The organism is Pseudalkalibacillus sp. JSM 102089, assembly GCF_041366475.1.
In the GTDB taxonomy this organism is placed as follows: domain Bacteria; phylum Bacillota; class Bacilli; order Bacillales; family Guptibacillaceae; genus Guptibacillus; species Guptibacillus hwajinpoensis_B.
This window is the reverse complement of sequence record NZ_JBEWYW010000016.1, coordinates 1-24,096: the sequence shown is the minus strand read 5'-3', so window position 1 is coordinate 24,096 and position 24,096 is coordinate 1. Positions and strand designations below refer to the sequence as shown.

Genomic DNA, 24,096 nt, shown 5'->3' with positions numbered 1-24,096 from the left:
GGGAGGATATCCAAGTGCCTAAAGTAACAATGTTCAACCAAACCGGAGCACAGGTCGGCGACATCGAACTCGCTGAAGCAATCTTCGGCATCGAACCAAACGAAAGTGTTATGTATGATGCGGTTATCATGCAACAAGCATCTATGCGTCAAGGTAATCATGACGTAAAAAATCGTTCAGAAGTACGCGGTGGTGGAGCTAAACCATGGCGCCAAAAAGGAACAGGTCGTGCTCGTCAGGGCTCAATCCGTTCACCACAATGGGTTGGCGGTGGAGTAGTATTTGGTCCGACACCAAGAAGCTATTCTTATAAGCTACCTAAAAAAGTTCGCCGTTTGGCAATCCGTTCTGCTTTGTCTTCTAAAGTACAAACAGAGGATATGGTCATCGTGGACAGCATTTCTTTTGATGCTCCAAAAACAAAAGAAATGAAATCAGTACTATCAAGCTTATCTGCAGAAAACAAGGCGCTTATCGTTACAGGAGACTATAACGAAGCAGTTGCATTATCTGCACGCAATATTCCTGGTGTTACTGTTGTAACTTCAGCTGGACTTAACATCCTTGATGTCCTTAAAGCTGACAAACTAGTTATGACAAAAGACGCTGTGGAAAAAGTAGAGGAGGTGCTAGCGTAATGAACGCTCGTGATATCATCAAGCGCCCCGTTATTACAGAAGCTACTACAGACGTAATGGCAGACAAAAAGTATACTTTCGAAGTTGATACTCGTGCTAACAAAACTCAAATCAAGAGTGCTCTAGAAGAAATCTTCGGAGTTAAAGTTGCAGGAGTTAACACTCAGAACTATATGGGTAAAAAGAAACGTGTTGGCCGCCACAGCGGATTTACACCACGTCGCAAAAAAGCTATCGTGACGCTTACACCAGAAAGCAAAGAATTGGACTTCTTTGAAGGCTAAAAATTAATAGTGAAGGAGGGAAATAAGAATGGCGATTAAAAAGTATAAACCGACCACAAACGGTCGTCGTGGTATGTCAGTATCTGACTTTGCTGAAATCACAACAGACCAGCCGGAAAAATCGTTGCTTGCACCGATTCATAGAAAAGGCGGTCGTAACAACCAAGGTCGCTTGACAGTTCGTCACCAAGGTGGCGGTCACAAGCGTAAATACCGTGTTATCGACTTTAAACGAGACAAAGATGGAATACCAGGACGCGTTGCTACGATCGAATACGATCCAAACCGCTCTGCTAACATCGCTCTTATCAACTATGCTGATGGAGAGAAGCGTTACATTCTTGCTCCAAAAGGAATTAAAGTAGGAACTGAAATCATGTCTGGCGCTGAAGCTGACATTAAAGTAGGAAACGCTCTTCCGCTAATCAACATTCCAGTTGGTACTACTATTCACAATATCGAACTTAAACCAGGCCGCGGCGGACAGCTTGTTCGTTCTGCTGGCGCAGAAGCTCAGCTTCTTGGTAAAGAAGGCAGATACGTACTAGTACGTCTTCGTTCTGGAGAAACTCGTATGATTCTTTCTACTTGCCGCGCTACAATCGGTCAGGTTGGTAACCTTGAGCACGAGCTTATCAATATTGGTAAAGCTGGTCGTTCTCGCTGGTTGGGCATTCGTCCTACAGTTCGTGGTTCTGTAATGAACCCAGTTGATCACCCACACGGTGGTGGTGAAGGTCGTGCGCCGATCGGACGTAAATCACCAATGTCACCATGGGGCAAACCAACCCTTGGATTTAAGACACGTAAGAAAAACAAAGACTCTGACAAGTACATTGTACGACGTCGTAAAAAATAACGAGATTTTCCTACGGTTCCAAGGAGCCGTAGCATAATCTCAAAAGGGAGGTTCACAAATGGGTCGTAGTTTGAAAAAAGGACCTTTTGTCGACGATCATTTAATGAAAAAGGTCGAAGACTTAAATGAAAAGAGCGACAAAAAAGTTATCAAAACTTGGTCTCGTCGTTCAACAGTATTCCCAGAATTTATTGGACACACTTTTGCAGTATATGATGGACGCAAGCATGTACCGGTTTATGTTACTGAAGACATGGTCGGCCACAAACTTGGTGAATTTGCTCCAACTCGCACATATCGCGGGCACGCTGCAGATGACAAAAAAACTAGACGTTAATTTGAGGGGAGGTACAACGAATGCAAGCTAAAGCTGTTGCAAAACACGTGCGTATTGCTCCTCGTAAAGCACGCTTAGTCGTAGATCTCATTCGAGGAAAGCAAGTCGGTGAAGCTATTGCGATTTTGCGCAACACAAACAAAGCTGCTTCTCCAGTAGTTGAGAAAGTGCTTAACTCTGCGATCGCTAATGCAGAGCATAATCTTGAGCTAGAACCGAACAATCTTACGGTTTCTCAAGTGTTTGTGGACGAAGGAGTAACAATGAAACGTTTCCGCCCACGCGCTATGGGTAGAGCTAGCCGCATTAACAAGCGTACTAGCCATATCACAGTCGTGGTATCAGAAAAGAAGGAGGGATAACGAGTGGGTCAGAAAATTAATCCGGTAGGACTTCGAATTGGTGTCATTCGTGATTGGGAGTCTAAATGGTACGCAGACAAAGATTACGCTAACCTTTTACACGAAGATATTAAAATTCGTGAATATATTGAAAAACGTTTGAAAGATGCATCTGTTTCAGCTGTTGAAATCGAACGTGCAGCAAACCGAGTGAATGTTACAGTGAAAACTGCTAAACCTGGTATGGTAATCGGTAAAGGTGGTTCTGAAGTTGAGTCTCTTCGTAAGTCTCTCGCGGAACTAACAGGTAAGAAAGTTCACGTTAACATTTTCGAAATCAAACAAGCTGACATCGACGCAACTCTAGTTGCTGACAACATCGCTCGTCAACTTGAAAACCGCGTTTCATTCCGTCGCGCTATGAAGCAAACAATCCAGCGTGCAATGAGATCCGGAGCAAAAGGTATTAAAACGCAAGTATCTGGCCGTCTAAACGGTGCTGATATTGCTCGTTCTGAATCATACAGTGAAGGTACTGTACCTCTTCACACACTTCGTGCTGACATCGATTATGGTACTGCAGAAGCAGATACTACTTACGGTAAGCTTGGTGTGAAGATTTGGATCTATCGTGGTGAAGTCCTTCCAACGAAAGGAACGCAAAAAGAGGAAGGGGGAAAATAAATCATGTTGTTACCTAAACGTGTTAAATACCGCAGAGAACATCGCGGAAAAATGCGCGGACGTGCTAAAGGTGGCACTGAAGTAGCATTTGGTGAATATGGTCTACAAGCTCTTGAAGCTAGCTGGATCACTAACCGTCAAATCGAAGCAGCTCGTATTGCTATGACTCGTTACATGAAACGTGGCGGTAAAGTTTGGATTAAAATTTTCCCATCAAAGCCTTACACTGCTAAACCACTTGAAGTACGAATGGGTTCCGGTAAAGGTGCTCCTGAAGGTTGGGTAGCTGTAGTAAAGCCAGGGAAAATCTGTTTTGAAATTGCAGGCGTATCTGAAGAAGTAGCGCGCGAAGCACTTCGTCTTGCTTCTCACAAATTGCCTATTAAAACTAAGTTCGTAAAACGCGAAGAAGTGGGTGGTGACACAAATGAAAGCTGAGGAAATTCGTAACTTGACCACTGCCGAAATCGAGCAGAAAGCGAAATCTTTTAAAGAAGAACTTTTCAATCTTCGCTTTCAACTTGCTACAGGTCAACTGGAAAACCCAGCCCGCATTCGTGAAGTCCGTAAATCAATCGCTCGCGCAAACACTGTTTTGCGTGAAAGAGAGTTAGGAATCACAAACGGTTAATATGAGGGGAGGTTTGCGAAATGAGCGAACGCAATAATCGCAAAGTATACACTGGGCGTGTAGTCTCTGACAAAATGGATAAGACAATTACTGTTATGGTTGAGACATACAAAATGCACCCGTTATACGGTAAACGCGTTAAGTATTCTAAGAAGTTTAAAGCACATGATGAAAACAACACTGCAAAAATCAACGACGTGGTAACTATCATGGAAACTCGTCCAGTTTCTAAAGATAAGCGTTTCCGTCTTATGGAAGTAGTTGTAGAAGCAGTTATTATCTAAATGAACTCGGATCATTGAATAATGTCCGAAGGGAGGTCTTTCTAGATGATTCAACAGGAATCTCGTTTGAAATCAGCAGACAACTCTGGTGCACGCGAATTGCTATGTATCAAAGTTCTTGGTGGCTCCGGTCGCAAAACTGCTAATATCGGTGACGTAATTGTTTGTTCGGTGAAACAGGCAACACCTGGAGGCGTTGTTAAGAAGGGTGAAGTCGTAAGAGCTGTTATTGTACGCAGTAAATCTGGCGTTCGTCGTCAAGATGGTTCATATATCAAATTTGACGAAAACGCAGCGGTTGTTATCCGTGATGACAAAGGACCGCGCGGAACACGTATTTTCGGACCAGTTGCTCGCGAACTACGCGACAATCAGTTTATGAAAATCGTTTCTCTTGCTCCAGAAGTTCTTTAATCATTTGAAAATAGATGCCTTGTAAGGAGGTGCGCGACCTTATGCACGTAAAAAAGGGAGATAAAGTAAAAGTTATTTCTGGTAAGGATAAAGGTAAACAAGGTGTGATCCTTGAAGCTTACCCGAAAAAAGAAAGAGTTATCGTTGAAGGTGTCAACCTTGTTAAGAAACATTCGAAACCATCACAGGCTAATCCTCAAGGTGGAATCATCGAACAGGAAGCTGCGGTTCATGTTTCTAACGTAATGGCGCTTGATCCGAAGTCTGGTGAACCTACTCGCGTTGGATACAAAGTAGACAACGGGAAGAAAGTTCGTATCTCAAAAAAATCCGGTGAAGTACTCGATAAGTAGTTCGTAGCGAAAGGAGGTCAATCCGATGAATCGTTTCCAAGAAAAGTATCAAAATGAAACTAAACCTGCATTGATGGAGAAATTTAACTATTCCTCTGTTATGGAAGTTCCAAAACTTGAGAAAATCGTAATCAACATGGGTGTTGGTGACGCTGTACAGAACCCGAAAGCTCTTGATACAGCTGTTGAAGAGCTTGAGTTAATCTCAGGTCAAAAACCACTTATCACTCGTGCTAAAAAGTCTATCGCTGGCTTTAAGCTTCGTGAAGACATGCCGATTGGTGCAAAAGTTACATTGCGCGGAACTCGTATGTTTGAATTCCTAGATAAACTTATTTCTGTATCACTACCTCGTGTACGTGACTTCAGAGGTATTTCTAAGAAAGCATTCGACGGTCGTGGTAACTACACACTTGGTATTAAAGAGCAGTTGATTTTCCCTGAAATTGATTACGATAAAGTAAATAAAGTACGCGGAATGGACATCGTTATCGTAACAACAGCTAATACGGACGAAGAGAGCCGTGAAATGTTGACTAACCTAGGTATGCCATTTCAAAAGTAAGTAAGGAGGGAAAATTGTGGCGAAAAAATCAATGATCGCGAAACAACAGCGTCAAGCTAAGTTTAAAGTTCAAGAATACACTCGTTGTGAACGTTGCGGACGTCCTCACTCTGTTATTCGTAAATTTAAACTTTGCCGTATTTGTTTCCGGGAACTTGCACACAAAGGTCAAATCCCAGGCGTTAAAAAGGCTAGCTGGTAAACCCGAAATAGGGAAGGAGGTAATTACTAATGGTCATGACTGATCCAATCGCAGATATGCTTACAAGAATTCGTAATGCGAACACTGTTCGTCACGAAAAACTTGAGTTTCCTGCATCTAATTCGAAAAGAAGCATCGCTGAAATCCTCAAACGTGAAGGTTTTGTACGTGATGTTGAAATGATCGAAGACAGCAAACAAGGAATCATCCGTATCTTCTTAAAATACGGTTCAAATAACGAACGAGTTATCACTGGATTAAAGCGAATCAGTAAACCTGGTCTTCGCGTATACGCTAAAGCAGACGAAGTACCACGTGTACTTGGCGGTCTAGGAATCGCTCTTGTTTCTACTTCTAAAGGAATTATGACGGACAAAGAAGCTCGTCAACAGCAAGTAGGCGGAGAAGTTCTAGCGTACGTTTGGTAATTCTTAAAGCAGAATGGAGGTGTAATTATGTCACGTGTCGGACTTAAACCGATTGAAATCCCAAGTGGTGTAACAATCGATATCAAAGAGGACGTTGTAACGGTTAAAGGACCTAAAGGGGAACTTTCTCGTTCATTCAGCTCTGATATCAAAGTAAACATTGAAGAGAACGTGCTAACTGTAGCTCGTCCTTCAGATCATAAAGAGCACCGTGCACTTCACGGTACAACTCGCAGCCTGATCGCTAACATGGTTGAAGGTGTGACTAAAGGCTTTGAAAAAGGTCTTGAAATCATCGGGGTTGGTTACCGTGCTAGTAAATCCGGTCAGAAACTAATCCTTAACGTAGGGTACTCTCACCCAGTTGAGATGGTACCTGAAGAAGGTATTGACATTGAAGTTCCTTCAAACACAAAAGTTGTTGTTAAAGGGATCGATAAAGAACGCGTTGGAGCTGTTGCAGCAAACATCCGCGCTGTCCGTACTCCAGAACCTTATAAAGGTAAAGGAATTCGTTACGAAGGCGAATATGTACGTCGTAAAGAAGGTAAAACAGGTAAATAGGTAAAACCTAGCGGAAAGGAGTGACTTTAATGATCACTAAGGCCGATAAAAACAAAGCGCGTCAAAAAAGACACGCTCGCGTTCGTCGCACAGTTACCGGTACTACTGAACGTCCGCGTCTAAACGTATTCCGTTCTAACAAGAACATCTATGCTCAGCTTATCGATGACACTAAAGGTGTTACAATCGTTGGAGCTTCAAGTATGGAACAAGGAATTGACGTTAAACACGGCGGTAACACAGAAGCAGCTGTGAAAGTAGGAGAAGCTATCGCAAAGCGTGCTGTTGAAGCAGGTTATTCAGAAGTGGTTTTCGACCGCGGAGGATACCTCTATCACGGACGTGTGAAAGCTCTTGCAGACGCAGCGCGTGAAGCAGGACTGAAATTTTAATAAAAAGGAGGTTAACTCATGCCTAGCATTGATGCTAACAAACTAGAACTTGAAGAACGCGTAGTTACCGTTAACCGCGTAGCGAAGGTTGTAAAAGGTGGACGTCGTTTCCGCTTTGCAGCAATCGTAGTTGTCGGAGATAAAAACGGTCACGTTGGATTCGGAACTGGTAAAGCACAGGAAGTTCCTGAAGCTATTCGCAAAGCTATTGAAGATGCGAAAAAGAACTTAATTACTGTTCCAGTCGTTGGAACAACAATTCCTCACCAAATCACAGGCCATTTCGGAGCTGGTAACGTACTATTGAAGCCTGCTTCTGAAGGTACAGGAGTTATCGCTGGCGGACCTGTTCGTGCGGTACTTGAACTCGCTGGTGTAGGTGACATTCTATCGAAGTCTCTTGGATCTAACAATCCGATTAACATGGTGCGTGCAACTCTTAATGGCCTTGAAAACCTTAAGCGTGCTGAAGACGTTGCGAAGCTTCGTGGAAAATCTGTAGAAGAGCTACTAGGTTAAGGGAGGGAAATTAGATGGCTAAGCAATTAGAAATCACCCTCACACGTAGTGTGATTGGTCGCCCTCAAGACCAACGCGTGACGGTAAAAACACTTGGACTTAAAAAGATGCATCACACGGTTGTTCATAGCGACAATCCTGCGATTCGCGGTATGATCAACAAGGTATCTCACCTTGTAACTGTTAACGAAATTGATGCGTAAAAAATCTATACATTGAGGAGGTGCCCACAATGAAACTACACGAACTAAAACCATCTGAAGGTTCTCGTAAAGAACGTAACAGACTTGGTCGCGGTATTGCTACTGGTAACGGTAAGACATCTGGCCGTGGTCAAAAAGGTCAAAAGGCTCGTTCTGGCGGCGGTGTACGCGTCGGTTTCGAAGGAGGACAGCTTCCAATCTTTAAACGTCTACCGAAACGTGGATTTACAAACATGAACCGTAAAGAGTTCGCGATTGTTAATCTTGATTCGTTGAACCGTTTTGAAGATGGAACCGAAGTTTCTCCAGAGCTTCTTTTGGAATCTGGCGTAGTTAGCAAAGAAAAAGCTGGAATTAAGATTCTAGGTAATGGTAAGCTTGAGAAAAAGCTTACCGTGAAAGCCCACAAGTTCTCTGCTTCTGCAAAAGAGGCGATTGAAGCGGCAGGCGGAAATACTGAGGTGATCTAATGTTCCAAGCAATCTCCAACATTATGCGCGTAGGTGATATTAGAAATAAAGTTATTTTCACCCTACTCATGCTTGTCGTGTTCCGTATCGGAACATTCATACCGGTTCCTGGTGTGAACAGAGATGTACTTCAATTTCAAGATCAAATGAGTCTCTTCGGAGTTCTCAACACCTTTGGCGGTGGAGCGTTGCAAAACTTCTCCATCTTTGCCATGGGAATTATGCCTTACATCACTGCTTCTATCATTGTGCAGCTTTTGCAAATGGACGTTGTTCCTAAGTTTACCGAATGGTCTAAACAGGGCGAAGCCGGACGTAAAAAGCTAACACAAGTTACTCGTTATGGAACAATCGCACTTGGACTTGTCCAAGGTGTTGGACTTTCAATCGGGTTTAACAATATTGTTGGAGGTCAGTTGATTAGTAATCCCGGTGTACTAACGTATCTTAATATTTCTCTTGTTTTAACAGCCGGAACGGCTTTTTTGATGTGGTTAGGCGAACAGATCACTGCAAAAGGCGTTGGAAACGGAATTTCAATCATTATCTTTGCTGGGATTGTAGCTGCAATTCCTCCGGGGCTTAATCAGCTCTATGCTCAGATGTTTGAGGGTTCTCAGGATGAGTTGTTCATTAACATCGTTACACTTGTTATTATTGCACTAGCTGCACTTGCAATTGTTGTCGCTGTTATCTTTGTTCAACAAGGTCTTCGTAAAATTCCAATTCAATATGCAAAACGAACTGTTAACCGCAGACAAGTTGGTGGTCAATCCACTCACTTACCGATTAAAGTTAATGCAGCAGGTGTTATTCCAGTTATCTTTGCGATATCACTGATCATTACTCCACCAACGATCGCCAGGTTGTTCGGAGATAATTCGGTAACGGAATGGATCGTAAGGGTGTTTGACTATACACAGCCTATTGGTATGGTCGTGTATGCGTTACTCATCATTGGATTTACGTATTTCTATACGTTCGTCCAGGTAAATCCGGAGAAAATGGCTGAGAATCTAAAAAAACAGGGTGGATACATTCCTGGTATTCGTCCGGGTAATGCTACTGAAACGTACATTACACGAATTCTCTACCGTTTAACGTTTGTAGGAGCACTTTTCCTTGCTGTTATATCGATTATTCCGGTATTTTTCACAACCGTAGCAGGACTGCCGCAGACGCTGCAAATCGGCGGAACAAGCTTGCTGATCGTTGTTGGGGTAGCGCTTGATACGATGAAGCAAATTGAAAGTCAATTAATTAAACGTCATTATAAAGGCTTTATTAAATCTTGAGGATAAACTGGGAAGAGCTTTCTTCCCCTCCTTCATCCTCGATTGGGTGACGTGCGGAGGGATTAGATGAATCTAGTATTAATGGGGCTTCCGGGTGTCGGAAAAGGAACCCAGGCAGAAAAGATTGTCGAAAAGTATGGTATCCCTCATATCTCTACTGGAGATATGTTCCGAGCAGCGATCAAAGAAGGAACGCCTCTTGGTCTAAAAGCAAAAGAGTACATGGATTCTGGAAACCTCGTACCTGATGAAGTAACAAAAGGTATAGTACGGGAGCGTTTAGGAAAAGATGATTGCGAAAAAGGTTTTCTCCTCGATGGTTTTCCAAGAACCGTCGCACAGGCTGATGCGCTTGAAACGATCTTAGCCGATCTTGGTAAAAAACTTGACTACGTGGTAAACATTGCAGTCGAGGAAGATCAACTCATGCAGCGTTTGACTGGACGTCGCGTTTGCCGTAATTGTGGAGCAACCTATCACGTAATCTTTAATCCTCCTAAAGAAGATGGAGTTTGTGATAAGTGCGGTGGAGAGCTTTATCAACGTGATGATGATAAAGAAGAAACTGTACGAACTCGCCTCGAAGTCAACAAGCAGCAACAGCAGCCATTGTTGACCTTTTATGAAGGCAAGGGCTATCTTAAAACGATTGATGGCAACAGAGACATCAATGAGGTGTTTGAAGATGTCGACCAACTCCTAAAAGGGTTGTCGTAATGATTATTTGCAAGACTCCTCGTGAACTTGATATCATGCGAGAAGCAGGCAAAATTGTCGCGTTAACACATCAAGAACTACAGAAGCACATCAAGCCTGGAGTTACGACAAAAGAGCTGGATACGATTGCCGATCGGTTTATTCGTCAGCTTGGTGCAATTCCTTCCTTTAAGGGTTACAATGGATTTACTGGAAGTATATGCGCTTCAGTCAATGAAGAGCTTGTACATGGTATTCCAGGAGATCGCGTGTTGGCGGAGGGAGATATAATTAGCATTGATATTGGTGCTAAGTATAATGGTTATCATGGCGATTCAGCCTGGACCTATCCTGTTGGCACTATCTCAGAAGAAGACGAACGGTTGTTAAAAGTTACCGAGGAATCGTTATATAAAGGGTTGAATGAGACGAAGGCTGGTAGGAGGCTTTCTGATATTTCTCATGCGATCCAAGCATATGCCGAAGCTGAGGGTTTTTCGATTGTACGAGAATATGTTGGTCATGGTGTAGGTCAGGACCTTCATGAAGATCCTCAAATTCCCCATTACGGTCCTCCAGGAAAAGGACCGGGGCTTAAGCAGGGGATGGTCCTTGCAGTAGAGCCAATGGTGAATCTGGGCTCTCGCTACGTTCGAACACTTTCGGATAATTGGACTGTAGTAACAACTGACGGTAAGAACTGTGCTCATTTCGAGCATACGATTGCCGTTACAGAAGAAGGATATGAAATACTAACAAAAGCCTAAGTGAAGGTGATGGTTCGTGAAAGAGTCGGATACCGTTCCCGAGATCGGTCAGATCGTTCGGAATAGACGGGGAAGAGACGCTGATCAATATAGCGTGATTGTAGGGATTGTTGATGAACGTTATGTTTTCTTAGCCGATGGTGACAAACGAAAGTTTGATCGTCCTAAGCGGAAGAACCTCGCACACCTTGAGCTGGTAGAGTATATATCTCCTGAGGTAAAGCGAAGTCTTGAAGAAACGGGCCGTGTCACAAATGGCAAGCTACGTTTCGCGATCTCAAAGTATATGAATGAACACGTCATTGATTTAAAGGAGGGAGAGCAAGTAGATGGCTAAAGAAGAAGTAATTGAAATGGAAGGCACGGTTATCGAACCTCTACCGAATGCAATGTTTCGAGTAGAACTCGAAAACGGTCATAAGATTCTTGCTCACGTATCCGGAAAGATACGTATGCATTACATCCGTATTCTACCAGGTGACAAAGTAACTGTTGAGCTTTCTCCATATGACTTATCACGTGGTCGTATCACGTATCGATATAAATAAGAAATTAATCTCCGTATACAAGGAGGGTTAAAATAATGAAAGTAAGACCGTCAGTAAAACCAATGTGTGAAAAATGTAAAGTTATTCGCCGTAAAGGGAAAGTCATGGTTATCTGTGAAAATCCAAAGCATAAGCAAAAACAAGGCTAATATATAAGGAGGTGCAACGTAATGGCACGTATTGCTGGTATTGATGTTCCACGCGAAAAGCGTATCGTAATCGCGTTAACTTACGTTTATGGAATCGGTAAAACAACTGCGAAACAAGTTCTAGTTGACGCTGGTGTTTCTGAAGACACTCGTGTACGCGACTTAACTGAAGAAGAGCTCGGAAAAATCCGTGAAGTAGTAGACAAAATTAAGGTTGAGGGTGATCTTCGTCGTGAAATCTCACTTAACATTAAACGTCTAATCGAAATCGGTTCTTATCGTGGTATCCGCCACCGTCGTGGTCTTCCTGTCCGAGGTCAACATACGAAGAACAACTCTCGTACTCGTAAAGGCCCTCGCCGTACAGTAGCTAACAAGAAGAAGTAAGGGAGGTAATTAACAAATGGCTAAACAACGTAAAGCAAATACACGTAAAAAGCGCGTGAAAAAGAATGTTGAGAGTGGAGTAGCTCATATCCGTTCCACTTTTAACAACACAATCATTACGATTACTGATACTCACGGAAATGCGATTTCTTGGGCAACTTCCGGAAACATGGGCTTCAAAGGTTCTCGTAAGTCTACTCCATTCGCTGCTCAAATGGCTGCTGAAACTGCAGGTAAAACTGCACAGGAGCACGGCATGAAAACTGTAGAAGTTTCTGTTAAAGGCCCTGGTGCTGGTCGTGAAGCTGCTATTCGTGCACTTCAAGCTGTAGGTCTAGAGGTTACTGCGATCCGTGATGTAACTCCAGTACCTCATAACGGCTGCCGTCCGCCAAAACGTCGTAGAGTCTAAGGTAGTAGAGAGTTCAAAAACGTAGATGTTCCCTTCGGGAGAATGCCTGGTTTTGAACAATCTCTTATGGAAAGATTCAATCTATCGGTATACAATTGATGAACATGTCAATAATGATAATGTATAAATTGTTGACGGTTGACGAATCATAATTAGGTTGTTGGTATTTGAACCACCTAAGGGGATTATTCGGTTAGACAGCATGTCTAACCGAAGTTCGACGTTTTGAAGGAGGGTTTGTTGGATGATCGAAATCGAAAAGCCAAAAATTGAAGCGGTAGCTATCAACGAGGATGCAAAATACGGTAAGTTTGTTGTAGAACCATTAGAGCGTGGTTATGGAACTACCCTGGGTAACTCCCTTCGTCGTATCCTGTTATCTTCACTTCCTGGTGCTGCTGTCACATCCGTACAAATTGAAGGAGTACTCCATGAGTTCTCTACAATTGAAGGCGTACATGAAGATGTAACAACTATCATTCTCAATCTTAAGAAGTTAGCTATGAAAGTTTACTCTGAAGAAGAGAAGACTTTGGTTGTTGATGTACAAGGACCAGGAACGGTAACAGCAGGAGATATTACTCATGACAGCGACGTGGAGATCTTAAACCCTGACCTTCATATTGCTACCCTTTCTGCTAGTGCCCGTTTCCAGATGCGAGTTACTGCAATTCGTGGAAGAGGCTATGTACAAGCGGAAGGAAACAAAAATGATGAACAGCCAATCGGTGTAATTCCGGTTGACTCGATCTTCACACCTGTTTCTCGTGTTAACTACCAGGTTGAAAACACTCGCGTTGGCCAGGTAACAAATTATGACAAACTAACCCTTGATGTTTGGACAGATGGAAGCATTCGTCCTGAAGAAGCTGTATCTTTAGGCGCAAAGATTTTAAATGAACATTTAAACATTTTTGTTGGTTTAACGGACCAGGCTCAAAATGCTGAAATCATGGTCGAAAAAGAAGAGGATCAAAAAGAGAAAGTGCTTGAGATGACTATCGAAGAGCTTGATCTTTCAGTTCGTTCATACAATTGCCTGAAGCGTGCTGGCATTAATACAGTTCAAGAATTGACTCAGAAGTCTGAAGAAGACATGATGAAAGTTCGTAATCTTGGACGTAAGTCACTTGAAGAAGTACAAGAGAAGCTTGAAGAGCTTGGGCTTGGACTTCGTAACGAAGAATAGATATTTAAAGTTGTTGATTTTATAAACAACAAAGGAGGGAATACTTCATGGCATACCAAAAGTTAGGTCGTACTAGTGATACGCGTAAAGCGCTATTCCGTGACCTTGTTACAGATTTGATCATCAATGAACGTATTGAAACGACAGAATCAAAGGCGAAAGAACTTCGTTCTTTCATCGACAAAATGATTACGCTTGGTAAACGCGGAGATCTTCACGCACGTCGTCAAGCAGCTTCTTTCATCCGTAACGAAGTAGCGGATCAAGAAAGCGGTCAAGATGCAGTTCAAAAACTATTCAGCGATATCGCTCCTCGTTATGCTGAGCGTCAAGGCGGTTACTCTCGTATCCGTAAACTTGGACCACGCCGCGGTGACGGTGCTGAAATGGTTATCATCGAGCTAGTATAAGACGCACTTGATTAAAAGGGCGGGACAGGATCTCGACATTGGATACTGATTCTATGCCCTTTTTTCGTGCGTTTTTTTGTTTGAATCGCACAAATTCAAGTGGTTATTTGCTGCTTGCCATTAAAAAAAGCCTGGCAGATGCCAGGCTTTTTTTATAGGATAAGTACAGTTAATATCACGCACTAAAAAGCTTATTATACTGATAGGAAAAAGCGGCGGTTCCATCTGCCCGCCTTTTTTTCGCACCAGTATATTGCCTGAAGCGATCACCGCTTGAAATTAGCAGAGGCAGGAGGAACGAGTATGGAAGAACTAATCACCGTTCAAAACGTATCCTTTCGGTATCAGGAAGAGCAACCCCATGTATTGCATGATGTGTCATTATCTGTTCATAAGGGTGAATGGCTAGCGATCGTGGGACATAATGGTTCTGGGAAGTCGACACTTGCAAAACTTCTAAATGGGCTGCAAATTCCCGAAAAAGGCGATGTTACCGTAGAAGGATATAACAGTAGAGATGAGGAAAGTATTTGGGAAATTAGAAGAAGAGTGGGGATCGTATTTCAAAACCCAGACAATCAGTTTGTAGGTACGTCTGTGCGTGATGATGTAGCTTTTGGTCTTGAAAATAACGGAATGGCACGCGAAAAAATGTTGGAGCGCATCCATGAGAGTGTGAATAAGGTGCGGATGGCGGATTACCTTGATCAAGAGCCACACCGTCTCTCAGGTGGTCAAAAGCAACGTGTAGCGATTGCTGGGATTATTGCCTTAAGACCATCCATTGTCATCTTAGATGAGGCCACTTCTATGCTAGATCCAGCTGGTCGTAAAGAAGTGCTTCAAACGATGCGTGAGCTTAAAGACGAAGAAGGCATGACGGTGATCTCTATCACTCACGATCTCGAAGAAGCTGCACAAGCTGATCGACTGATCGTCATGAATGCAGGAGAGGTCATTGATGAAGGTCTTCCTGTTGATGTGTTTAAGAAAGGTGACATGCTTGAGCAAATTGGTTTAGATTTGCCGTTTCCACTTCAGGTGCAGCGAGCACTCAGTGAGAAAGGCTATGATTTCTCAAAGCTTACTTTATCTCAAGAGGAACTGGTGAATGAGCTATGGACATTACAATCAAAGATTTAGAGCATTCTTATGGTAGAGGGACCCCTTTCGAAAGAAAAGCGCTCTCTGAAATATCGTTATCTATCCCAGCACGTACTTTCCAAACGATTATTGGGCATACCGGCTCAGGCAAATCAACACTGATCCAGCATTTAAATGGGTTACTTAAACCTACAAAAGGGAGCATTCAGATTGGCGACTTTTTGATTCGAGCTGGTGAGAAAGAAAAACGACTAAAAGCCCTAAGAGAGCATGTAGGGATCGTTTTTCAATATCCAGAACATCAGTTGTTTGAAGAGACTATAGAGAAAGATATTATATTTGGTCCTCGTAATTTTGGAGTATCAGAAGAAGAAGCGAAACAGCGTGCAGCGAGGTTAATTGAACAAGTGGGACTTGATCAATCATACCTTAGCCGTTCTCCGTTTGATTTGAGTGGTGGCCAAATGCGCAGAGTAGCTATTGCAGGAGTACTAGCGATGAAACCATCTATTCTAATTCTCGATGAACCTACTGCTGGACTAGACCCTAAGGGGCGACGGGAGATTATGAGTCTCTTCTATCGTTTACATCAGGAGGAGGGACTCACTACGATTCTAGTGACCCATAGCATGGAAGATGCAGCGCAGTATTCCGATGAGATCATCATAATGGAAAAGGGCGGTGTGGCACTTCAGGGGAAACCTGAGGAAATTTTCGCTAATTCCGATGCGTTGAAGAAACTAAGTCTTGATGTACCAGAAACTGTTAAGTTCATTCATCGGCTAGAAGAACGCTTTAATCTCAGTCTGCCAAAGAGTGTATTTACTCTCGATGCGGCAGTTGATGCAGCCCTGTCTATTTTGCAGAAAGGAGATGATTCTTGATGCAAAATATTATTATTGGTCAATACGTCCCAGGTCAATCCTTCATCCATAAACTTGATCCAAGAGCGAAGTTGCTAACGGCGTTTCTATTTGTTATTATCGTTTTCTTGGCTAACAATTGGATTACCTACGCATTACTTGGTGGTTTTACACTTCTAGCGATCCTGGTATCCAAATTACCATTGCGCTATATCTATAATGGTTTAAAACCAATTTTACTTGTTATCATTTTAACGTTTCTTCTTCATGTGTTTTTAACGAAAGAGGGACCGCTGCTGTTTGATTTTGGTTTTCTTGAAGTTTATGAAGGTGGCTTGAAGCAAGGTGTATTTATTTCACTCCGGCTATTGTTTTTAATCATGATTACTTCCTTGTTAACTCTGACGACAACGCCTATTGATATTACAGTAGGTATTGAAACGTTACTTGGACCTATGAAAAAAATTGGTCTTCCTGTTCATGAGTTTGCTCTCATGATGTCTATTGCTCTTCGGTTTATTCCGACGCTTCTGGAAGAAACTGAGAAGATTATGAAAGCACAATCTGCACGGGGGGCGCAATTTTCTAGTGGACCAATTAAAGAACGATTGAAAAGTATTGTTCCTTTGCTAGTACCTCTCTTTGTAAGTGCATTTAAGCGTGCTGAAGATCTTGCTATGGCAATGGAGGCTAGAGGATATCGTGGGGGAGAAGGAAGAACTAGCATCCGATTACTGAAGTGGTCAGGAAAAGATACAGCCTTATTTCTTATCCTCCTCCTTCTATGTGTTAGTTTGCTGCTTCTAAGAAGTTAGGAGAGAATGTGATGCAACGAATAAAAATGACCCTCTCTTATGACGGGACGGCTTTTAATGGTTATCAAATTCAGCCAAATGGCCGCACAGTTCAAGAGGAAGTGCAGTGCGCCCTGAAGCAGATGCATAAAGGCGCCTCTATTCCGATTACCGGATCAGGAAGAACGGATGCTCGGGTGCATGCTCACGGGCAGATTATTCATTTTGACACCCCGCTTTCGATTCCTTCTGAAAATTGGACACGGGCATTAAACGCTCAGCTCCCACAGGATGTGAGGGTTTTACACACTGAAACCGCTCCTAGCGATTTCCATGCGAGGTATGATGTCGTTCGCAAAACCTATCAATATCGAGTGCATAATCGTGCAGCTTCAGATGTTTTTAGAAGAAACTATGCCGTACATGAACCTCATCCGCTCAATGTTAAAGAGATGAGGCGTGCAGCCGCTCACCTCATTGGGGAGCATGACTTTACATCCTTTTGTGCTAGTAAGACTGATGTGAAGAATAAAGTGAGGACCATCTACCGAATAGAAATTGAGCGAATTCAGGATGAACTCGTTTTTACCTTTGAAGGAAGCGGCTTCCTATACAATATGGTTCGCATTTTAATGGGGACATTCCTTGAGATAGGGAGAGGGCGGCGCTCAGCGAATGAAATGGTGTCCATTTTAGAAGCAAAGGATCGAAACACAGCGGGAAAGACGGCACCACCACATGGGCTTTATTTATTGGAAGTCTCTTATAGGTAAAAAAGGAAAGAAAGTTACCAAACACTTGACATTTTCGCCCCAGTATTATAAGATATTCTTTGGTATTTCTACATCCACTTGCCCCGGATTTAGAAATCTGACTGACAACTGACAATGAAAATTCTGTGCTAGTTTTAAAATAAATTGGATTGATTTTAGGAGGGAAACTCATGCGTACAACATTTATGGCTAAAGGCCACGAAGTAGAACGTAAATGGTACATCGTTGACGCTGAAGGTCAAACACTTGGCCGTCTAGCAAGTGAAGTAGCAGCGATCCTGCGCGGTAAAAACAAAGTAACTTTCACACCTCACGTTGACACTGGTGATCATGTGATCATCCTTAACGCTGAGAAAATTGAACTAACTGGTAACAAACTTAATGACAAGATGTACTACCGTCATAGTGGACACCCAGGTGGTTTGAAATCAAGAAATGCTCTTGAAATGCGTACTAACCGTTCTGAGCAAATGCTTGAACTTGCAATCAAAGGTATGCTTCCAAAGAACAGCCTTGGTCGCCAAATGATTAAAAAGCTTCATGTATTCGCTGGTAGCGAGCACAATCACCAGGCACAACAGCCTGAAAAATACGAACTAAGAGGATAATTAAAAGGAGGGAATTAACTTGGCACAAGTACAATACAACGGCACTGGCCGACGTAAAAACTCTGTAGCACGCGTACGTTTACTTCCTGGTAACGGACGTATGGTTATTAACAACCGTGAAATCGATGACTATTTCGATCTTGAAACACTTAAGCTTATCTCTAAGCAACCACTAGTTGAAACTGGTACTGAAGGCACTTACGATATTTTCGTAAATGTTAACGGTGGTGGATTCACTGGACAAGCAGGCGCAATTCGTCACGGTATCGCTCGTGCACTACTACAAGCTGATCCGGAATCACGCGCAACACTTAAGAGTGCTGGCTTCCTAACACGTGATGCTCGTATGAAAGAACGTAAAAAATACGGTCTTAAAGCAGCACGTCGTGCACCTCAGTTCTCAAAACGTTAATATGGTTTTCAAAACCTCTGGCCTATGGCCGGGGGTTTTTTTGTATTTAGAAAAGATTTGCTACTATGGTCTTTTTAACAAAAGACTTGAGAATTATTCATTATGAAGCCTGAATGAATTACCAATTTATTTGCTGTATACTCCCCAACTCTTGAGTGAGACTAAAACAATATGATTCGAGAGGATGGGTGAGATGGACAACGTTATTACTGTATTCAAGGAACGTCAGCGTCATAAACGCCTTGAATTCGAACGACGAGTGTTGATTGAAATTTCATTGAAAGAGTTATCGGATAACATAAGAGAACTGTTTTCTCCATTTTTCTCAGAGGCTATTCTGTATAAAGGTGATGTGGAGAATGTTTGTATGGACATTGCGATTGAAGCGTATTTACTTGGTGCTGAGTATAGCAAGTTTTCTTATTATGGAGAATCAATGTCGACAGCGCATAAACGGTGCTTCAAATTAGAGAAAGCATTAATTGAAGCGTTGTTTGATTATTGGCTTTTCTGGAAAACGTCAGCGGTTTACGAAGAATCATTACAAATTACGTGTGATGTATTTGTTTCGAATTGGTGGAAAGCAGGCTATGAAAAAGGAACGATGAGGCGTCGACTTCGATTACAATAAATTGCTTAAGTTCTATGACTAATTCAGCTACCCGTCCCATATAGATAAGATAGGACAAAATAAGGGGCGGTGTTAGTGGGATATGAAAAAGTGGTATAAGCGATTTGGCGTTGCCACTGGAATCATCGTGCTGTTATTTATTATTAATTACAAATTCGCTATTGATTCTTCTTGGGATGCCTGGCATCTTCCTTTATCAGGACAGGTCATTGTCATTGACCCTGGACATGGAGGGGCTGATGGAGGAGCTGTTGGTGATAACGTAGTTGAAAAAGATATTGCGTTAACGATCTCTCTTAAGTTAAGAGATTATTTCCAAGAAGCGGGAGCACTTGTTATTATGACACGTGAGACGGATACAGATTTAGCAGCAGATGGAACAAAGGGACTTAGCAATCGAAAAGCTGAAGATTTAAGAAAACGAGTTGAGTTGATTAATGAGGGAAGTAACGATCTTTTTGTGAGTATTCATCTAAACGCGATTCCATCTTCTAAATGGAGTGGCGCTCAAACGTTTTATAATCCTGTTAATGATGAGAGTCAGGCCATATCTCGTTTTATTCAGGCTGAAATTAAGCGAAACCTGGAAAACACGAATCGACTGGCTAAAAACATGGATAGTGTATATTTACTAAGAGAAGCTGAAATTCCAGGAGCTCTTGTTGAAGTTGGTTTCCTTTCTAATCCAACTGAGAGGGAGTTACTAAATACTGAAACTTATCAAAATAAAGTCGCAGCCTCTATTTATCAGGGCATTATTCGATATACGACAAATGAGCCAGTACCGGAGGAATAAAGAAAATACTGGCTCGTTTTACGTTCTATACTCTTCCATTGATTTGGTATATCCTTCAAGCACCGAAGTCAAAACTCTCTGAATGATATGTTATACTAGCAATGTAATCGAATTCAGAGAAGGTGGTGCCTCCATGTTAACGAAAGATCAAGTCGTTGAATTACTACAAAAGGTGCAAGATCCTATTTTACATAAAAGTATCACGATTCGTGATGTGAAAACGAAAGAAGGCTATGTCAGTGTTAAGGTTGCTCTTGCTCAAACTGAATCAGCTGAGCAGATGAAGGTGCAGCAAGAAATCGTCAACACTTTAAAAGGCGAAGGGGCCGAATCTGTTGGATTGCGATTTGAACAGTTAGCGGATGAAGAGCTTCCTGAGGGAACGTCTGCTAATCCTGACCTCCCGTCGTTGCTTTCTCCAGAAAGTAAAACACAGTTTATCGCAGTGGCAAGTGGAAAAGGTGGCGTAGGTAAATCAACTGTTACCGTAAATCTTGCAACGTCACTTGCCCGTCTTGGAAAAAAGGTCGGCATTATCGATGCAGATATTTATGGATTTAGTGTACCGGATATGATGGGGATTGAAACAAGACCAAAAGTGGAAAACGAAAAAATCTATCCCGTTGAGCGGTTTGGCGTTAAAGTAATGTCTATGGCCTTTTTCGTAGAAGATAACGCTCCTGTTATTTGGCGTGGTCCAATGCTTGGGAAAATGCTGAACAACTTCTTTAGTGAAGTAGATTGGGGAGAGTTAGATTACCTGCTTCTAGATTTACCGCCAGGAACGGGAGATGTAGCACTTGATGTTCATACGATGCTTCCGGCTTCAAAAGAGATCATTGTGACCACTCCTCATGCCACAGCAGCTTTTGTAGCTGCGAGAGCGGGTGCTATGGCGCTTAAAACGAAACATGAAGTGCTTGGTGTTGTTGAAAACATGTCTTACTTTGAGAGTAAAGTAACAGGCGAGAAAGAATATGTGTTTGGTCAAGGTGGAGGCGATAAGTTAGCTTCCGAGTTAACAACTGACATTCTTGGTAGACTTCCTCTTGGGCAGCCAGATTTTAATGATGAAGAATTTGCACCTTCTGTTTATCAAGAAGATCATCCGATCGGACAGCAATATCTCCAAATTGCACAAGAAATCTTAAAAAGAACAGCAAAATAATAATAAAAGGACATGCGAGCGCATGTCCTTTTATTATGCAGATTTATTTCTGACCAGAATTTGATCCTTCGCCACTATCTGATTCGGTATTGTCTGTGTTTTCGTCTTTCTTATTACCGCTTTCAGATGATTTTAGTTGTTCAGAAGTAATTCCAGTTAACATTTCCTGGATTTTGGCCTGGAATAACGGACTTTCAAATGTTTCGGATATAAGGTCTTTAATTTGCTGTCTCGATTGTTTACTTTCGAGTAGTTGTAAATAATGTTTTTCCATTACCGGATCTTGCAAGAGATCCATCATTTTTTCCTGGTATTCTGGATCATCCATCAGTGATTTAAATAATTTCTCATTTTCACTTTGAATGTTCTTGGCAAAGTTCTCAACGAACGCAGGATCTTTCAGCATTTCTTGCCAGTAAGCTTTTCCTTCTTCAGTTGTTAGTACTTTTTGTATGGTTTCTTTCACAAATGGCTGTTCCATAACAAGTTGTTTTTTTATTTCTTCATCTGACATGACTTCTTGAATTGCTTTCTTGCCATCATCTGATTTAAGTAGATCGACAAGCATCTTTTTCGTTTCTTCGTAATTAGCCTGAGATCCTTCAGCGGAACCCGAGGCACATCCGGTTATTAAAAGAATGGTTAATCCAAGAGCAAGCAGTTTGAATCCATGACTCATAAGTCTGTGCTCCTTTCTCGAGGTGTTAACCTTAATATTAGGCGAAACTGTGAATTTATACCCGGTGAATAAAGGAAGGGTGGCAATTTAAAAGTGGCATTGGTACAATTCAACATAGAAGCACCATTAACGTTTACGGGGGTTTGATTTTGAAAACAAGAAATCTTGTTTACTTATTTTTTACAACCCTTCTGATTGGATCAACAGCAGGTATGCTCACAGGGATTGTTTTAGATTGGTCACAGTATTGGACGGATCTGAAAAATGGAGAATTTGTTTCGTTCCTCATTGTGATACTCTGGTTACTGGGAGTATCTAGTATCTTTAGTTTGATTAGTCAGATGGGATTCTTTGCCTATTTAACAATTCATCGTTTTGGTCTTGGTATCTTTAAATCAGTAAAGCTTTGGAATACGGTACAAGTCGTACTTATTGCTGTCGCTCTATTCGATCTTGTCTACTTCCGCTACGCTGTTTTTGCTGAAAAAGGAGAGAGTATTCTAAGTTATATTTTGACCGCTCTTTTTATTTTGATTATTGGATTGGTAACAGCATATATTAAGCAAAAAGAAACGAATAAGCAGGCCTTTATTCCAGCTCTTTTCTTTATTGTTGTTGTAACCATTCTTGAGTGGATTCCTGGCCTGCAAAGTAATGATCCAAAGTGGCTCTGGCTTATTTTGGTTCCACTATTGGTGAGTAATGTATGGCAATTGCTAACACTTCATCGATTAATTCGAAAAGAAGCTTAATACACAAAAGCAGCTCTCCTAATCGGAGGGCTGCTTATTTTACTTCCTTGGTATTTATTTTTGCATTAGATACGAGTTCACTGACTGTGACAAAAGAATAGCCTTTCTTTTTTAGAACAGAGATCATTTCTGGAATGGCTTCAACTGTTTGTTTAGCGGAATCAGATGCATGCATTAGAATGATATCTCCCGGATCAGCTTGTGTTGTTACATTCTGAACTATTTTGTCTACTCCAGGGTTTTTCCAGTCTTCTGAATCCAGACTCCAATGAATGACTGTGTAATTAAACTTCTCAGATAGAATAAGAACACGTTTATCAAAGTTTCCATTTGGTGGTCTTAGTAATTCTGGTTGGTCATCTGTTACTTTTTTGATTGCTTCATTAGAACGAATAATGTCCTTTTTTATTTCCTCGTCCTTCATTGATGTATAGTTCTCATATCGATATCCAAGGTTCCCGATTTCGTGTCCATCTTTTGCAATTTGCTCGACAATTTCAGGGTGGCGTTCAGCCCAGGCTCCCGAAATGAAGAATGAGGCTTTCACTTTATTTTGTTTTAGCTCTTCAAGAATAGGTAGAGCTTTTGTCTCGCCCCAACTAATATCAAAGGTTAATGCAAGACGTTTATCCTCGCTTTTCACGTGATCAATTGCGAGCGGGACGTTGTTATTTGTAAATACAGCGAGGTCCCCACCTTCAATAAAAAGAATAATTGCAGCAAAGAAAGCGGATGTAACTATAATCATTCCTTGCTTTATTCGCATGCCATTCCAAATCCAAAAAAACCTCATCATGCACCCCCTTTGTCCCATTCATATGCGAAAAGTTTCTTAACTATGTACAAACTCTAGAGGAGACACATATTTCTTAAAAGCTTAGGTCATACTGGTTTGAGGAAGGAGAGGTTCAGATGATTGGATTCTTAGTAAACTTTAAAGAGATGAAGGAAATCGAATACTTACTTAAAAGAGAAATGGAAGAGCTACTGTTAGATCTGGATAACAATCGAATCGATGGACTAATTAAAAGAGCGATGGAAGAACGATATCACCTTCTATTAGGTATCTATAAAAGAACGGCTACAGAAGCGGAGATTTCGAAGTATAGGCGGATTTTGAAAAAAAGTACAAATTAATTTAAAATACCCCTTGCCAAATAGTACAACTACCTGTATATTTATATAGGTCGCCGCAACAACGCGGTTGACGCCAAAAAGATTTTCAAAAAAGTTATTGACGCTGACGAAGTTAATATGGTATATTAATAAAGTCGCTGAAAACGACATTGAAAGAAAAAAATCGATCTTTGAAAACTGAACGAAACGCCATGTAAGTAGTTGTTTCTACGGAAACAAAACATTGTTTTAAAAGCTAGATTAAGCTTTCTATCGGAGAGTTTGATCCTGGCTCAGGACGAACGCTGGCGGCGTGCCTAATACATGCAAGTCGAGCGAAGAGATGGGAGCTTGCTCCCTGATCTTAGCGGCGGACGGG

42 protein-coding genes and 1 rRNA gene are annotated in these 24,096 nt (G+C 41.9%); 41 read left to right on the top strand and 2 right to left on the bottom strand.

The features are described from left to right. Positions 1-14: 14 nt before the first annotated feature. The 38 genes from rplD to ABVF21_RS20735 all read left to right on the top strand — a co-directional run bounded on the left by rplD (position 15) and on the right by ABVF21_RS20735 (position 21,170). Complete coding sequence (rplD, locus tag ABVF21_RS20920; protein ID WP_194220293.1) at positions 15-638, top strand: 50S ribosomal protein L4; 624 nt, start codon at positions 15-17, stop codon at positions 636-638. Continuing rightward, the gene (gene rplW / locus ABVF21_RS20915) at positions 638-922 is read left to right on the top strand and encodes a 50S ribosomal protein L23 (protein WP_194220294.1); all 285 of its coding nucleotides are present in this window, start codon (positions 638-640) and stop codon (positions 920-922) included. Before rplD ends, rplW begins: the two co-directional genes overlap by 1 nt. Positions 923-950: 28 nt before the next feature. After that, positions 951-1,781, top strand: a complete 831-nt coding sequence (gene rplB, locus ABVF21_RS20910) for a 50S ribosomal protein L2 (RefSeq protein WP_194220295.1) — start codon at positions 951-953, stop codon at positions 1,779-1,781. A gap of 58 nt (positions 1,782-1,839) precedes the next feature. Further along, on the top strand, positions 1,840-2,118 hold the full coding sequence (gene rpsS / locus ABVF21_RS20905) for a 30S ribosomal protein S19 (RefSeq protein WP_048313326.1): 279 nt from the start codon (positions 1,840-1,842) through the stop codon (positions 2,116-2,118). Positions 2,119-2,138: 20 nt separating this feature from the next. Beyond that, complete coding sequence (gene rplV / locus ABVF21_RS20900) at positions 2,139-2,480, top strand: 50S ribosomal protein L22 (RefSeq protein WP_048313327.1); 342 nt, start codon at positions 2,139-2,141, stop codon at positions 2,478-2,480. 3 nt (positions 2,481-2,483) lie between these two features. Then, positions 2,484-3,143: a 30S ribosomal protein S3 gene (rpsC, locus tag ABVF21_RS20895; RefSeq protein WP_098445978.1), complete on the top strand. Its 660-nt coding sequence runs from the start codon at positions 2,484-2,486 to the stop codon at positions 3,141-3,143. Positions 3,144-3,146: 3 nt separating this feature from the next. After that, positions 3,147-3,581, top strand: a complete 435-nt coding sequence (gene rplP / locus ABVF21_RS20890) for a 50S ribosomal protein L16 (protein WP_048313329.1) — start codon at positions 3,147-3,149, stop codon at positions 3,579-3,581. Continuing rightward, positions 3,571-3,774, top strand: coding sequence for a 50S ribosomal protein L29 (gene rpmC / locus ABVF21_RS20885; protein WP_048313330.1), 204 nt, complete (start codon positions 3,571-3,573; stop codon positions 3,772-3,774). Before rplP ends, rpmC begins: the two co-directional genes overlap by 11 nt. Positions 3,775-3,794: 20 nt before the next feature. Further along, positions 3,795-4,058 (top strand): 30S ribosomal protein S17, encoded by a 264-nt coding sequence (rpsQ, locus tag ABVF21_RS20880; protein ID WP_194220296.1) that lies wholly within the window; start codon positions 3,795-3,797, stop codon positions 4,056-4,058. A gap of 45 nt (positions 4,059-4,103) precedes the next feature. Continuing rightward, the gene (gene rplN, locus ABVF21_RS20875) at positions 4,104-4,472 is read left to right on the top strand and encodes a 50S ribosomal protein L14 (protein ID WP_098445980.1); all 369 of its coding nucleotides are present in this window, start codon (positions 4,104-4,106) and stop codon (positions 4,470-4,472) included. A gap of 41 nt (positions 4,473-4,513) precedes the next feature. Further along, the gene (rplX, locus tag ABVF21_RS20870; RefSeq protein WP_194220297.1) at positions 4,514-4,825 is read left to right on the top strand and encodes a 50S ribosomal protein L24; all 312 of its coding nucleotides are present in this window, start codon (positions 4,514-4,516) and stop codon (positions 4,823-4,825) included. A gap of 25 nt (positions 4,826-4,850) precedes the next feature. After that, positions 4,851-5,390, top strand: a complete 540-nt coding sequence (gene rplE, locus ABVF21_RS20865; protein ID WP_194220298.1) for a 50S ribosomal protein L5 — start codon at positions 4,851-4,853, stop codon at positions 5,388-5,390. 16 nt (positions 5,391-5,406) lie between these two features. Then, positions 5,407-5,592, top strand: coding sequence for a 30S ribosomal protein S14 (gene rpsN, locus ABVF21_RS20860; RefSeq protein WP_098445982.1), 186 nt, complete (start codon positions 5,407-5,409; stop codon positions 5,590-5,592). Between the two features lie 29 nt (positions 5,593-5,621). Further along, a complete protein-coding gene (gene rpsH / locus ABVF21_RS20855) occupies positions 5,622-6,020 on the top strand; it encodes a 30S ribosomal protein S8 (RefSeq protein WP_048313336.1) in 399 nt (132 codons plus the stop codon). Positions 6,021-6,047: 27 nt separating this feature from the next. After that, positions 6,048-6,584: a 50S ribosomal protein L6 gene (gene rplF, locus ABVF21_RS20850; protein WP_194220299.1), complete on the top strand. Its 537-nt coding sequence runs from the start codon at positions 6,048-6,050 to the stop codon at positions 6,582-6,584. 29 nt (positions 6,585-6,613) lie between these two features. Further along, a complete protein-coding gene (rplR, locus tag ABVF21_RS20845; protein ID WP_194220300.1) occupies positions 6,614-6,976 on the top strand; it encodes a 50S ribosomal protein L18 in 363 nt (120 codons plus the stop codon). 18 nt (positions 6,977-6,994) lie between these two features. Continuing rightward, complete coding sequence (rpsE, locus tag ABVF21_RS20840) at positions 6,995-7,495, top strand: 30S ribosomal protein S5 (protein ID WP_098445986.1); 501 nt, start codon at positions 6,995-6,997, stop codon at positions 7,493-7,495. Between the two features lie 14 nt (positions 7,496-7,509). Next, positions 7,510-7,698, top strand: coding sequence for a 50S ribosomal protein L30 (rpmD, locus tag ABVF21_RS20835; RefSeq protein ID WP_194220301.1), 189 nt, complete (start codon positions 7,510-7,512; stop codon positions 7,696-7,698). Between the two features lie 29 nt (positions 7,699-7,727). Next, positions 7,728-8,168: a 50S ribosomal protein L15 gene (gene rplO / locus ABVF21_RS20830; RefSeq protein WP_098445988.1), complete on the top strand. Its 441-nt coding sequence runs from the start codon at positions 7,728-7,730 to the stop codon at positions 8,166-8,168. Next, positions 8,168-9,463, top strand: coding sequence for a preprotein translocase subunit SecY (gene secY, locus ABVF21_RS20825; protein WP_194220302.1), 1,296 nt, complete (start codon positions 8,168-8,170; stop codon positions 9,461-9,463). The genes rplO and secY overlap by 1 nt, the downstream gene beginning before the upstream one ends. A 66-nt stretch (positions 9,464-9,529) precedes the next feature. Next, positions 9,530-10,180: an adenylate kinase gene (locus tag ABVF21_RS20820; protein WP_371018916.1), complete on the top strand. Its 651-nt coding sequence runs from the start codon at positions 9,530-9,532 to the stop codon at positions 10,178-10,180. Then, positions 10,180-10,926 carry a type I methionyl aminopeptidase gene (gene map / locus ABVF21_RS20815; protein ID WP_371018915.1) on the top strand — a complete coding sequence of 249 codons (747 nt, stop codon included), beginning with the start codon at positions 10,180-10,182 and terminating at the stop codon, positions 10,924-10,926. Before ABVF21_RS20820 ends, map begins: the two co-directional genes overlap by 1 nt. A 16-nt stretch (positions 10,927-10,942) precedes the next feature. After that, the gene (locus tag ABVF21_RS20810) at positions 10,943-11,263 is read left to right on the top strand and encodes a KOW domain-containing RNA-binding protein (RefSeq protein ID WP_194220305.1); all 321 of its coding nucleotides are present in this window, start codon (positions 10,943-10,945) and stop codon (positions 11,261-11,263) included. Next, the gene (gene infA, locus ABVF21_RS20805) at positions 11,256-11,474 is read left to right on the top strand and encodes a translation initiation factor IF-1 (protein WP_098445993.1); all 219 of its coding nucleotides are present in this window, start codon (positions 11,256-11,258) and stop codon (positions 11,472-11,474) included. Before ABVF21_RS20810 ends, infA begins: the two co-directional genes overlap by 8 nt. Positions 11,475-11,509: 35 nt before the next feature. Then, positions 11,510-11,623, top strand: a complete 114-nt coding sequence (gene rpmJ, locus ABVF21_RS20800) for a 50S ribosomal protein L36 (protein WP_003720928.1) — start codon at positions 11,510-11,512, stop codon at positions 11,621-11,623. Positions 11,624-11,644: 21 nt separating this feature from the next. Next, a complete protein-coding gene (rpsM, locus tag ABVF21_RS20795) occupies positions 11,645-12,010 on the top strand; it encodes a 30S ribosomal protein S13 (protein WP_048313347.1) in 366 nt (121 codons plus the stop codon). A gap of 16 nt (positions 12,011-12,026) precedes the next feature. Beyond that, positions 12,027-12,422 (top strand): 30S ribosomal protein S11, encoded by a 396-nt coding sequence (rpsK, locus tag ABVF21_RS20790; protein WP_048313348.1) that lies wholly within the window; start codon positions 12,027-12,029, stop codon positions 12,420-12,422. Positions 12,423-12,666: 244 nt separating this feature from the next. Beyond that, positions 12,667-13,611, top strand: a complete 945-nt coding sequence (locus ABVF21_RS20785) for a DNA-directed RNA polymerase subunit alpha (protein ID WP_194220306.1) — start codon at positions 12,667-12,669, stop codon at positions 13,609-13,611. A gap of 47 nt (positions 13,612-13,658) precedes the next feature. Next, positions 13,659-14,021, top strand: a complete 363-nt coding sequence (rplQ, locus tag ABVF21_RS20780) for a 50S ribosomal protein L17 (RefSeq protein WP_098445995.1) — start codon at positions 13,659-13,661, stop codon at positions 14,019-14,021. Positions 14,022-14,324: 303 nt separating this feature from the next. Next, positions 14,325-15,164, top strand: a complete 840-nt coding sequence (locus ABVF21_RS20775; protein WP_303535825.1) for an energy-coupling factor ABC transporter ATP-binding protein — start codon at positions 14,325-14,327, stop codon at positions 15,162-15,164. Beyond that, a complete protein-coding gene (locus ABVF21_RS20770) occupies positions 15,140-16,009 on the top strand; it encodes an energy-coupling factor ABC transporter ATP-binding protein (RefSeq protein WP_371018914.1) in 870 nt (289 codons plus the stop codon). Before ABVF21_RS20775 ends, ABVF21_RS20770 begins: the two co-directional genes overlap by 25 nt. Then, positions 16,006-16,803 carry an energy-coupling factor transporter transmembrane component T family protein gene (locus tag ABVF21_RS20765; RefSeq protein WP_194220309.1) on the top strand — a complete coding sequence of 266 codons (798 nt, stop codon included), beginning with the start codon at positions 16,006-16,008 and terminating at the stop codon, positions 16,801-16,803. The genes ABVF21_RS20770 and ABVF21_RS20765 overlap by 4 nt, the downstream gene beginning before the upstream one ends. Before the next feature lie 11 nt (positions 16,804-16,814). Beyond that, positions 16,815-17,555, top strand: coding sequence for a tRNA pseudouridine(38-40) synthase TruA (gene truA / locus ABVF21_RS20760; RefSeq protein WP_194220310.1), 741 nt, complete (start codon positions 16,815-16,817; stop codon positions 17,553-17,555). A gap of 170 nt (positions 17,556-17,725) precedes the next feature. After that, on the top strand, positions 17,726-18,163 hold the full coding sequence (gene rplM, locus ABVF21_RS20755) for a 50S ribosomal protein L13 (protein ID WP_048313355.1): 438 nt from the start codon (positions 17,726-17,728) through the stop codon (positions 18,161-18,163). A gap of 19 nt (positions 18,164-18,182) precedes the next feature. Next, on the top strand, positions 18,183-18,575 hold the full coding sequence (gene rpsI / locus ABVF21_RS20750; protein ID WP_048313356.1) for a 30S ribosomal protein S9: 393 nt from the start codon (positions 18,183-18,185) through the stop codon (positions 18,573-18,575). A gap of 193 nt (positions 18,576-18,768) precedes the next feature. After that, positions 18,769-19,206, top strand: coding sequence for a DUF2521 family protein (locus tag ABVF21_RS20745; RefSeq protein ID WP_194220311.1), 438 nt, complete (start codon positions 18,769-18,771; stop codon positions 19,204-19,206). An 82-nt stretch (positions 19,207-19,288) separates the two neighbouring features. After that, on the top strand, positions 19,289-20,002 hold the full coding sequence (gene cwlD / locus ABVF21_RS20740; RefSeq protein ID WP_371018913.1) for an N-acetylmuramoyl-L-alanine amidase CwlD: 714 nt from the start codon (positions 19,289-19,291) through the stop codon (positions 20,000-20,002). 133 nt (positions 20,003-20,135) lie between these two features. Continuing rightward, a complete protein-coding gene (locus tag ABVF21_RS20735) occupies positions 20,136-21,170 on the top strand; it encodes an Mrp/NBP35 family ATP-binding protein (RefSeq protein ID WP_371018912.1) in 1,035 nt (344 codons plus the stop codon). Between the two features lie 43 nt (positions 21,171-21,213). Here the strand turns inward: ABVF21_RS20735 and gerD are convergent, their stop codons facing one another. Beyond that, positions 21,214-21,849 (bottom strand): spore germination lipoprotein GerD, encoded by a 636-nt coding sequence (gene gerD / locus ABVF21_RS20730; RefSeq protein WP_283153198.1) that lies wholly within the window; start codon positions 21,847-21,849, stop codon positions 21,214-21,216. 149 nt (positions 21,850-21,998) lie between these two features. Between gerD and ABVF21_RS20725 the strand changes: the two genes are divergently transcribed. Continuing rightward, positions 21,999-22,601: a KinB-signaling pathway activation protein gene (locus ABVF21_RS20725; protein WP_283153197.1), complete on the top strand. Its 603-nt coding sequence runs from the start codon at positions 21,999-22,001 to the stop codon at positions 22,599-22,601. A 34-nt stretch (positions 22,602-22,635) separates the two neighbouring features. Here ABVF21_RS20725 and pdaB read toward each other — a convergent pair whose 3' ends face one another. Then, positions 22,636-23,394 carry a polysaccharide deacetylase family sporulation protein PdaB gene (gene pdaB, locus ABVF21_RS20720; protein WP_371018911.1) on the bottom strand — a complete coding sequence of 253 codons (759 nt, stop codon included), beginning with the start codon at positions 23,392-23,394 and terminating at the stop codon, positions 22,636-22,638. Between the two features lie 119 nt (positions 23,395-23,513). Here pdaB and ABVF21_RS20715 point away from each other — a divergent pair, with 119 nt between their 5' ends. Further along, positions 23,514-23,738, top strand: a complete 225-nt coding sequence (locus ABVF21_RS20715) for a hypothetical protein (RefSeq protein WP_194220317.1) — start codon at positions 23,514-23,516, stop codon at positions 23,736-23,738. A gap of 249 nt (positions 23,739-23,987) precedes the next feature. Next, positions 23,988-24,096 (top strand): 16S ribosomal RNA (locus ABVF21_RS20710); the annotation flags it as partial.

What these genes read in the sequence shown, in the direction of transcription:
- rplW (WP_194220294.1), top strand. Translation starts at nt 638, where the DNA reads ATGAACGCTCGTGATATCATCAAGCGCCCCGTTATTACAGAAGCTACT.
- rplB (WP_194220295.1), top strand. Translation starts at nt 951, where the DNA reads ATGGCGATTAAAAAGTATAAACCGACCACAAACGGTCGTCGTGGTATG.
- rpsS (WP_048313326.1), top strand. Translation starts at nt 1,840, where the DNA reads ATGGGTCGTAGTTTGAAAAAAGGACCTTTTGTCGACGATCATTTAATG.
- rplV (WP_048313327.1), top strand. Translation starts at nt 2,139, where the DNA reads ATGCAAGCTAAAGCTGTTGCAAAACACGTGCGTATTGCTCCTCGTAAA.
- rplP (WP_048313329.1), top strand. Translation starts at nt 3,147, where the DNA reads ATGTTGTTACCTAAACGTGTTAAATACCGCAGAGAACATCGCGGAAAA.
- rpmC (WP_048313330.1), top strand. Translation starts at nt 3,571, where the DNA reads ATGAAAGCTGAGGAAATTCGTAACTTGACCACTGCCGAAATCGAGCAG.
- rpsQ (WP_194220296.1), top strand. Translation starts at nt 3,795, where the DNA reads ATGAGCGAACGCAATAATCGCAAAGTATACACTGGGCGTGTAGTCTCT.
- rplN (WP_098445980.1), top strand. Translation starts at nt 4,104, where the DNA reads ATGATTCAACAGGAATCTCGTTTGAAATCAGCAGACAACTCTGGTGCA.
- rplX (WP_194220297.1), top strand. Translation starts at nt 4,514, where the DNA reads ATGCACGTAAAAAAGGGAGATAAAGTAAAAGTTATTTCTGGTAAGGAT.
- rplE (WP_194220298.1), top strand. Translation starts at nt 4,851, where the DNA reads ATGAATCGTTTCCAAGAAAAGTATCAAAATGAAACTAAACCTGCATTG.
- rpsH (WP_048313336.1), top strand. Translation starts at nt 5,622, where the DNA reads ATGGTCATGACTGATCCAATCGCAGATATGCTTACAAGAATTCGTAAT.
- rplF (WP_194220299.1), top strand. Translation starts at nt 6,048, where the DNA reads ATGTCACGTGTCGGACTTAAACCGATTGAAATCCCAAGTGGTGTAACA.
- rplR (WP_194220300.1), top strand. Translation starts at nt 6,614, where the DNA reads ATGATCACTAAGGCCGATAAAAACAAAGCGCGTCAAAAAAGACACGCT.
- rpsE (WP_098445986.1), top strand. Translation starts at nt 6,995, where the DNA reads ATGCCTAGCATTGATGCTAACAAACTAGAACTTGAAGAACGCGTAGTT.
- rpmD (WP_194220301.1), top strand. Translation starts at nt 7,510, where the DNA reads ATGGCTAAGCAATTAGAAATCACCCTCACACGTAGTGTGATTGGTCGC.
- rplO (WP_098445988.1), top strand. Translation starts at nt 7,728, where the DNA reads ATGAAACTACACGAACTAAAACCATCTGAAGGTTCTCGTAAAGAACGT.
- secY (WP_194220302.1), top strand. Translation starts at nt 8,168, where the DNA reads ATGTTCCAAGCAATCTCCAACATTATGCGCGTAGGTGATATTAGAAAT.
- ABVF21_RS20820 (WP_371018916.1), top strand. Translation starts at nt 9,530, where the DNA reads ATGAATCTAGTATTAATGGGGCTTCCGGGTGTCGGAAAAGGAACCCAG.
- map (WP_371018915.1), top strand. Translation starts at nt 10,180, where the DNA reads ATGATTATTTGCAAGACTCCTCGTGAACTTGATATCATGCGAGAAGCA.
- infA (WP_098445993.1), top strand. Translation starts at nt 11,256, where the DNA reads ATGGCTAAAGAAGAAGTAATTGAAATGGAAGGCACGGTTATCGAACCT.
- rpmJ (WP_003720928.1), top strand. Translation starts at nt 11,510, where the DNA reads ATGAAAGTAAGACCGTCAGTAAAACCAATGTGTGAAAAATGTAAAGTT.
- rpsM (WP_048313347.1), top strand. Translation starts at nt 11,645, where the DNA reads ATGGCACGTATTGCTGGTATTGATGTTCCACGCGAAAAGCGTATCGTA.
- rpsK (WP_048313348.1), top strand. Translation starts at nt 12,027, where the DNA reads ATGGCTAAACAACGTAAAGCAAATACACGTAAAAAGCGCGTGAAAAAG.
- ABVF21_RS20785 (WP_194220306.1), top strand. Translation starts at nt 12,667, where the DNA reads ATGATCGAAATCGAAAAGCCAAAAATTGAAGCGGTAGCTATCAACGAG.
- rplQ (WP_098445995.1), top strand. Translation starts at nt 13,659, where the DNA reads ATGGCATACCAAAAGTTAGGTCGTACTAGTGATACGCGTAAAGCGCTA.
- ABVF21_RS20775 (WP_303535825.1), top strand. Translation starts at nt 14,325, where the DNA reads ATGGAAGAACTAATCACCGTTCAAAACGTATCCTTTCGGTATCAGGAA.
- ABVF21_RS20770 (WP_371018914.1), top strand. Translation starts at nt 15,140, where the DNA reads ATGGACATTACAATCAAAGATTTAGAGCATTCTTATGGTAGAGGGACC.
- truA (WP_194220310.1), top strand. Translation starts at nt 16,815, where the DNA reads ATGCAACGAATAAAAATGACCCTCTCTTATGACGGGACGGCTTTTAAT.
- rplM (WP_048313355.1), top strand. Translation starts at nt 17,726, where the DNA reads ATGCGTACAACATTTATGGCTAAAGGCCACGAAGTAGAACGTAAATGG.
- ABVF21_RS20745 (WP_194220311.1), top strand. Translation starts at nt 18,769, where the DNA reads ATGGACAACGTTATTACTGTATTCAAGGAACGTCAGCGTCATAAACGC.
- cwlD (WP_371018913.1), top strand. Translation starts at nt 19,289, where the DNA reads ATGAAAAAGTGGTATAAGCGATTTGGCGTTGCCACTGGAATCATCGTG.
- ABVF21_RS20735 (WP_371018912.1), top strand. Translation starts at nt 20,136, where the DNA reads ATGTTAACGAAAGATCAAGTCGTTGAATTACTACAAAAGGTGCAAGAT.
- gerD (WP_283153198.1), bottom strand. Translation starts at nt 21,849, where the DNA reads ATGAGTCATGGATTCAAACTGCTTGCTCTTGGATTAACCATTCTTTTA.
- pdaB (WP_371018911.1), bottom strand. Translation starts at nt 23,394, where the DNA reads ATGAGGTTTTTTTGGATTTGGAATGGCATGCGAATAAAGCAAGGAATG.
- ABVF21_RS20715 (WP_194220317.1), top strand. Translation starts at nt 23,514, where the DNA reads ATGATTGGATTCTTAGTAAACTTTAAAGAGATGAAGGAAATCGAATAC.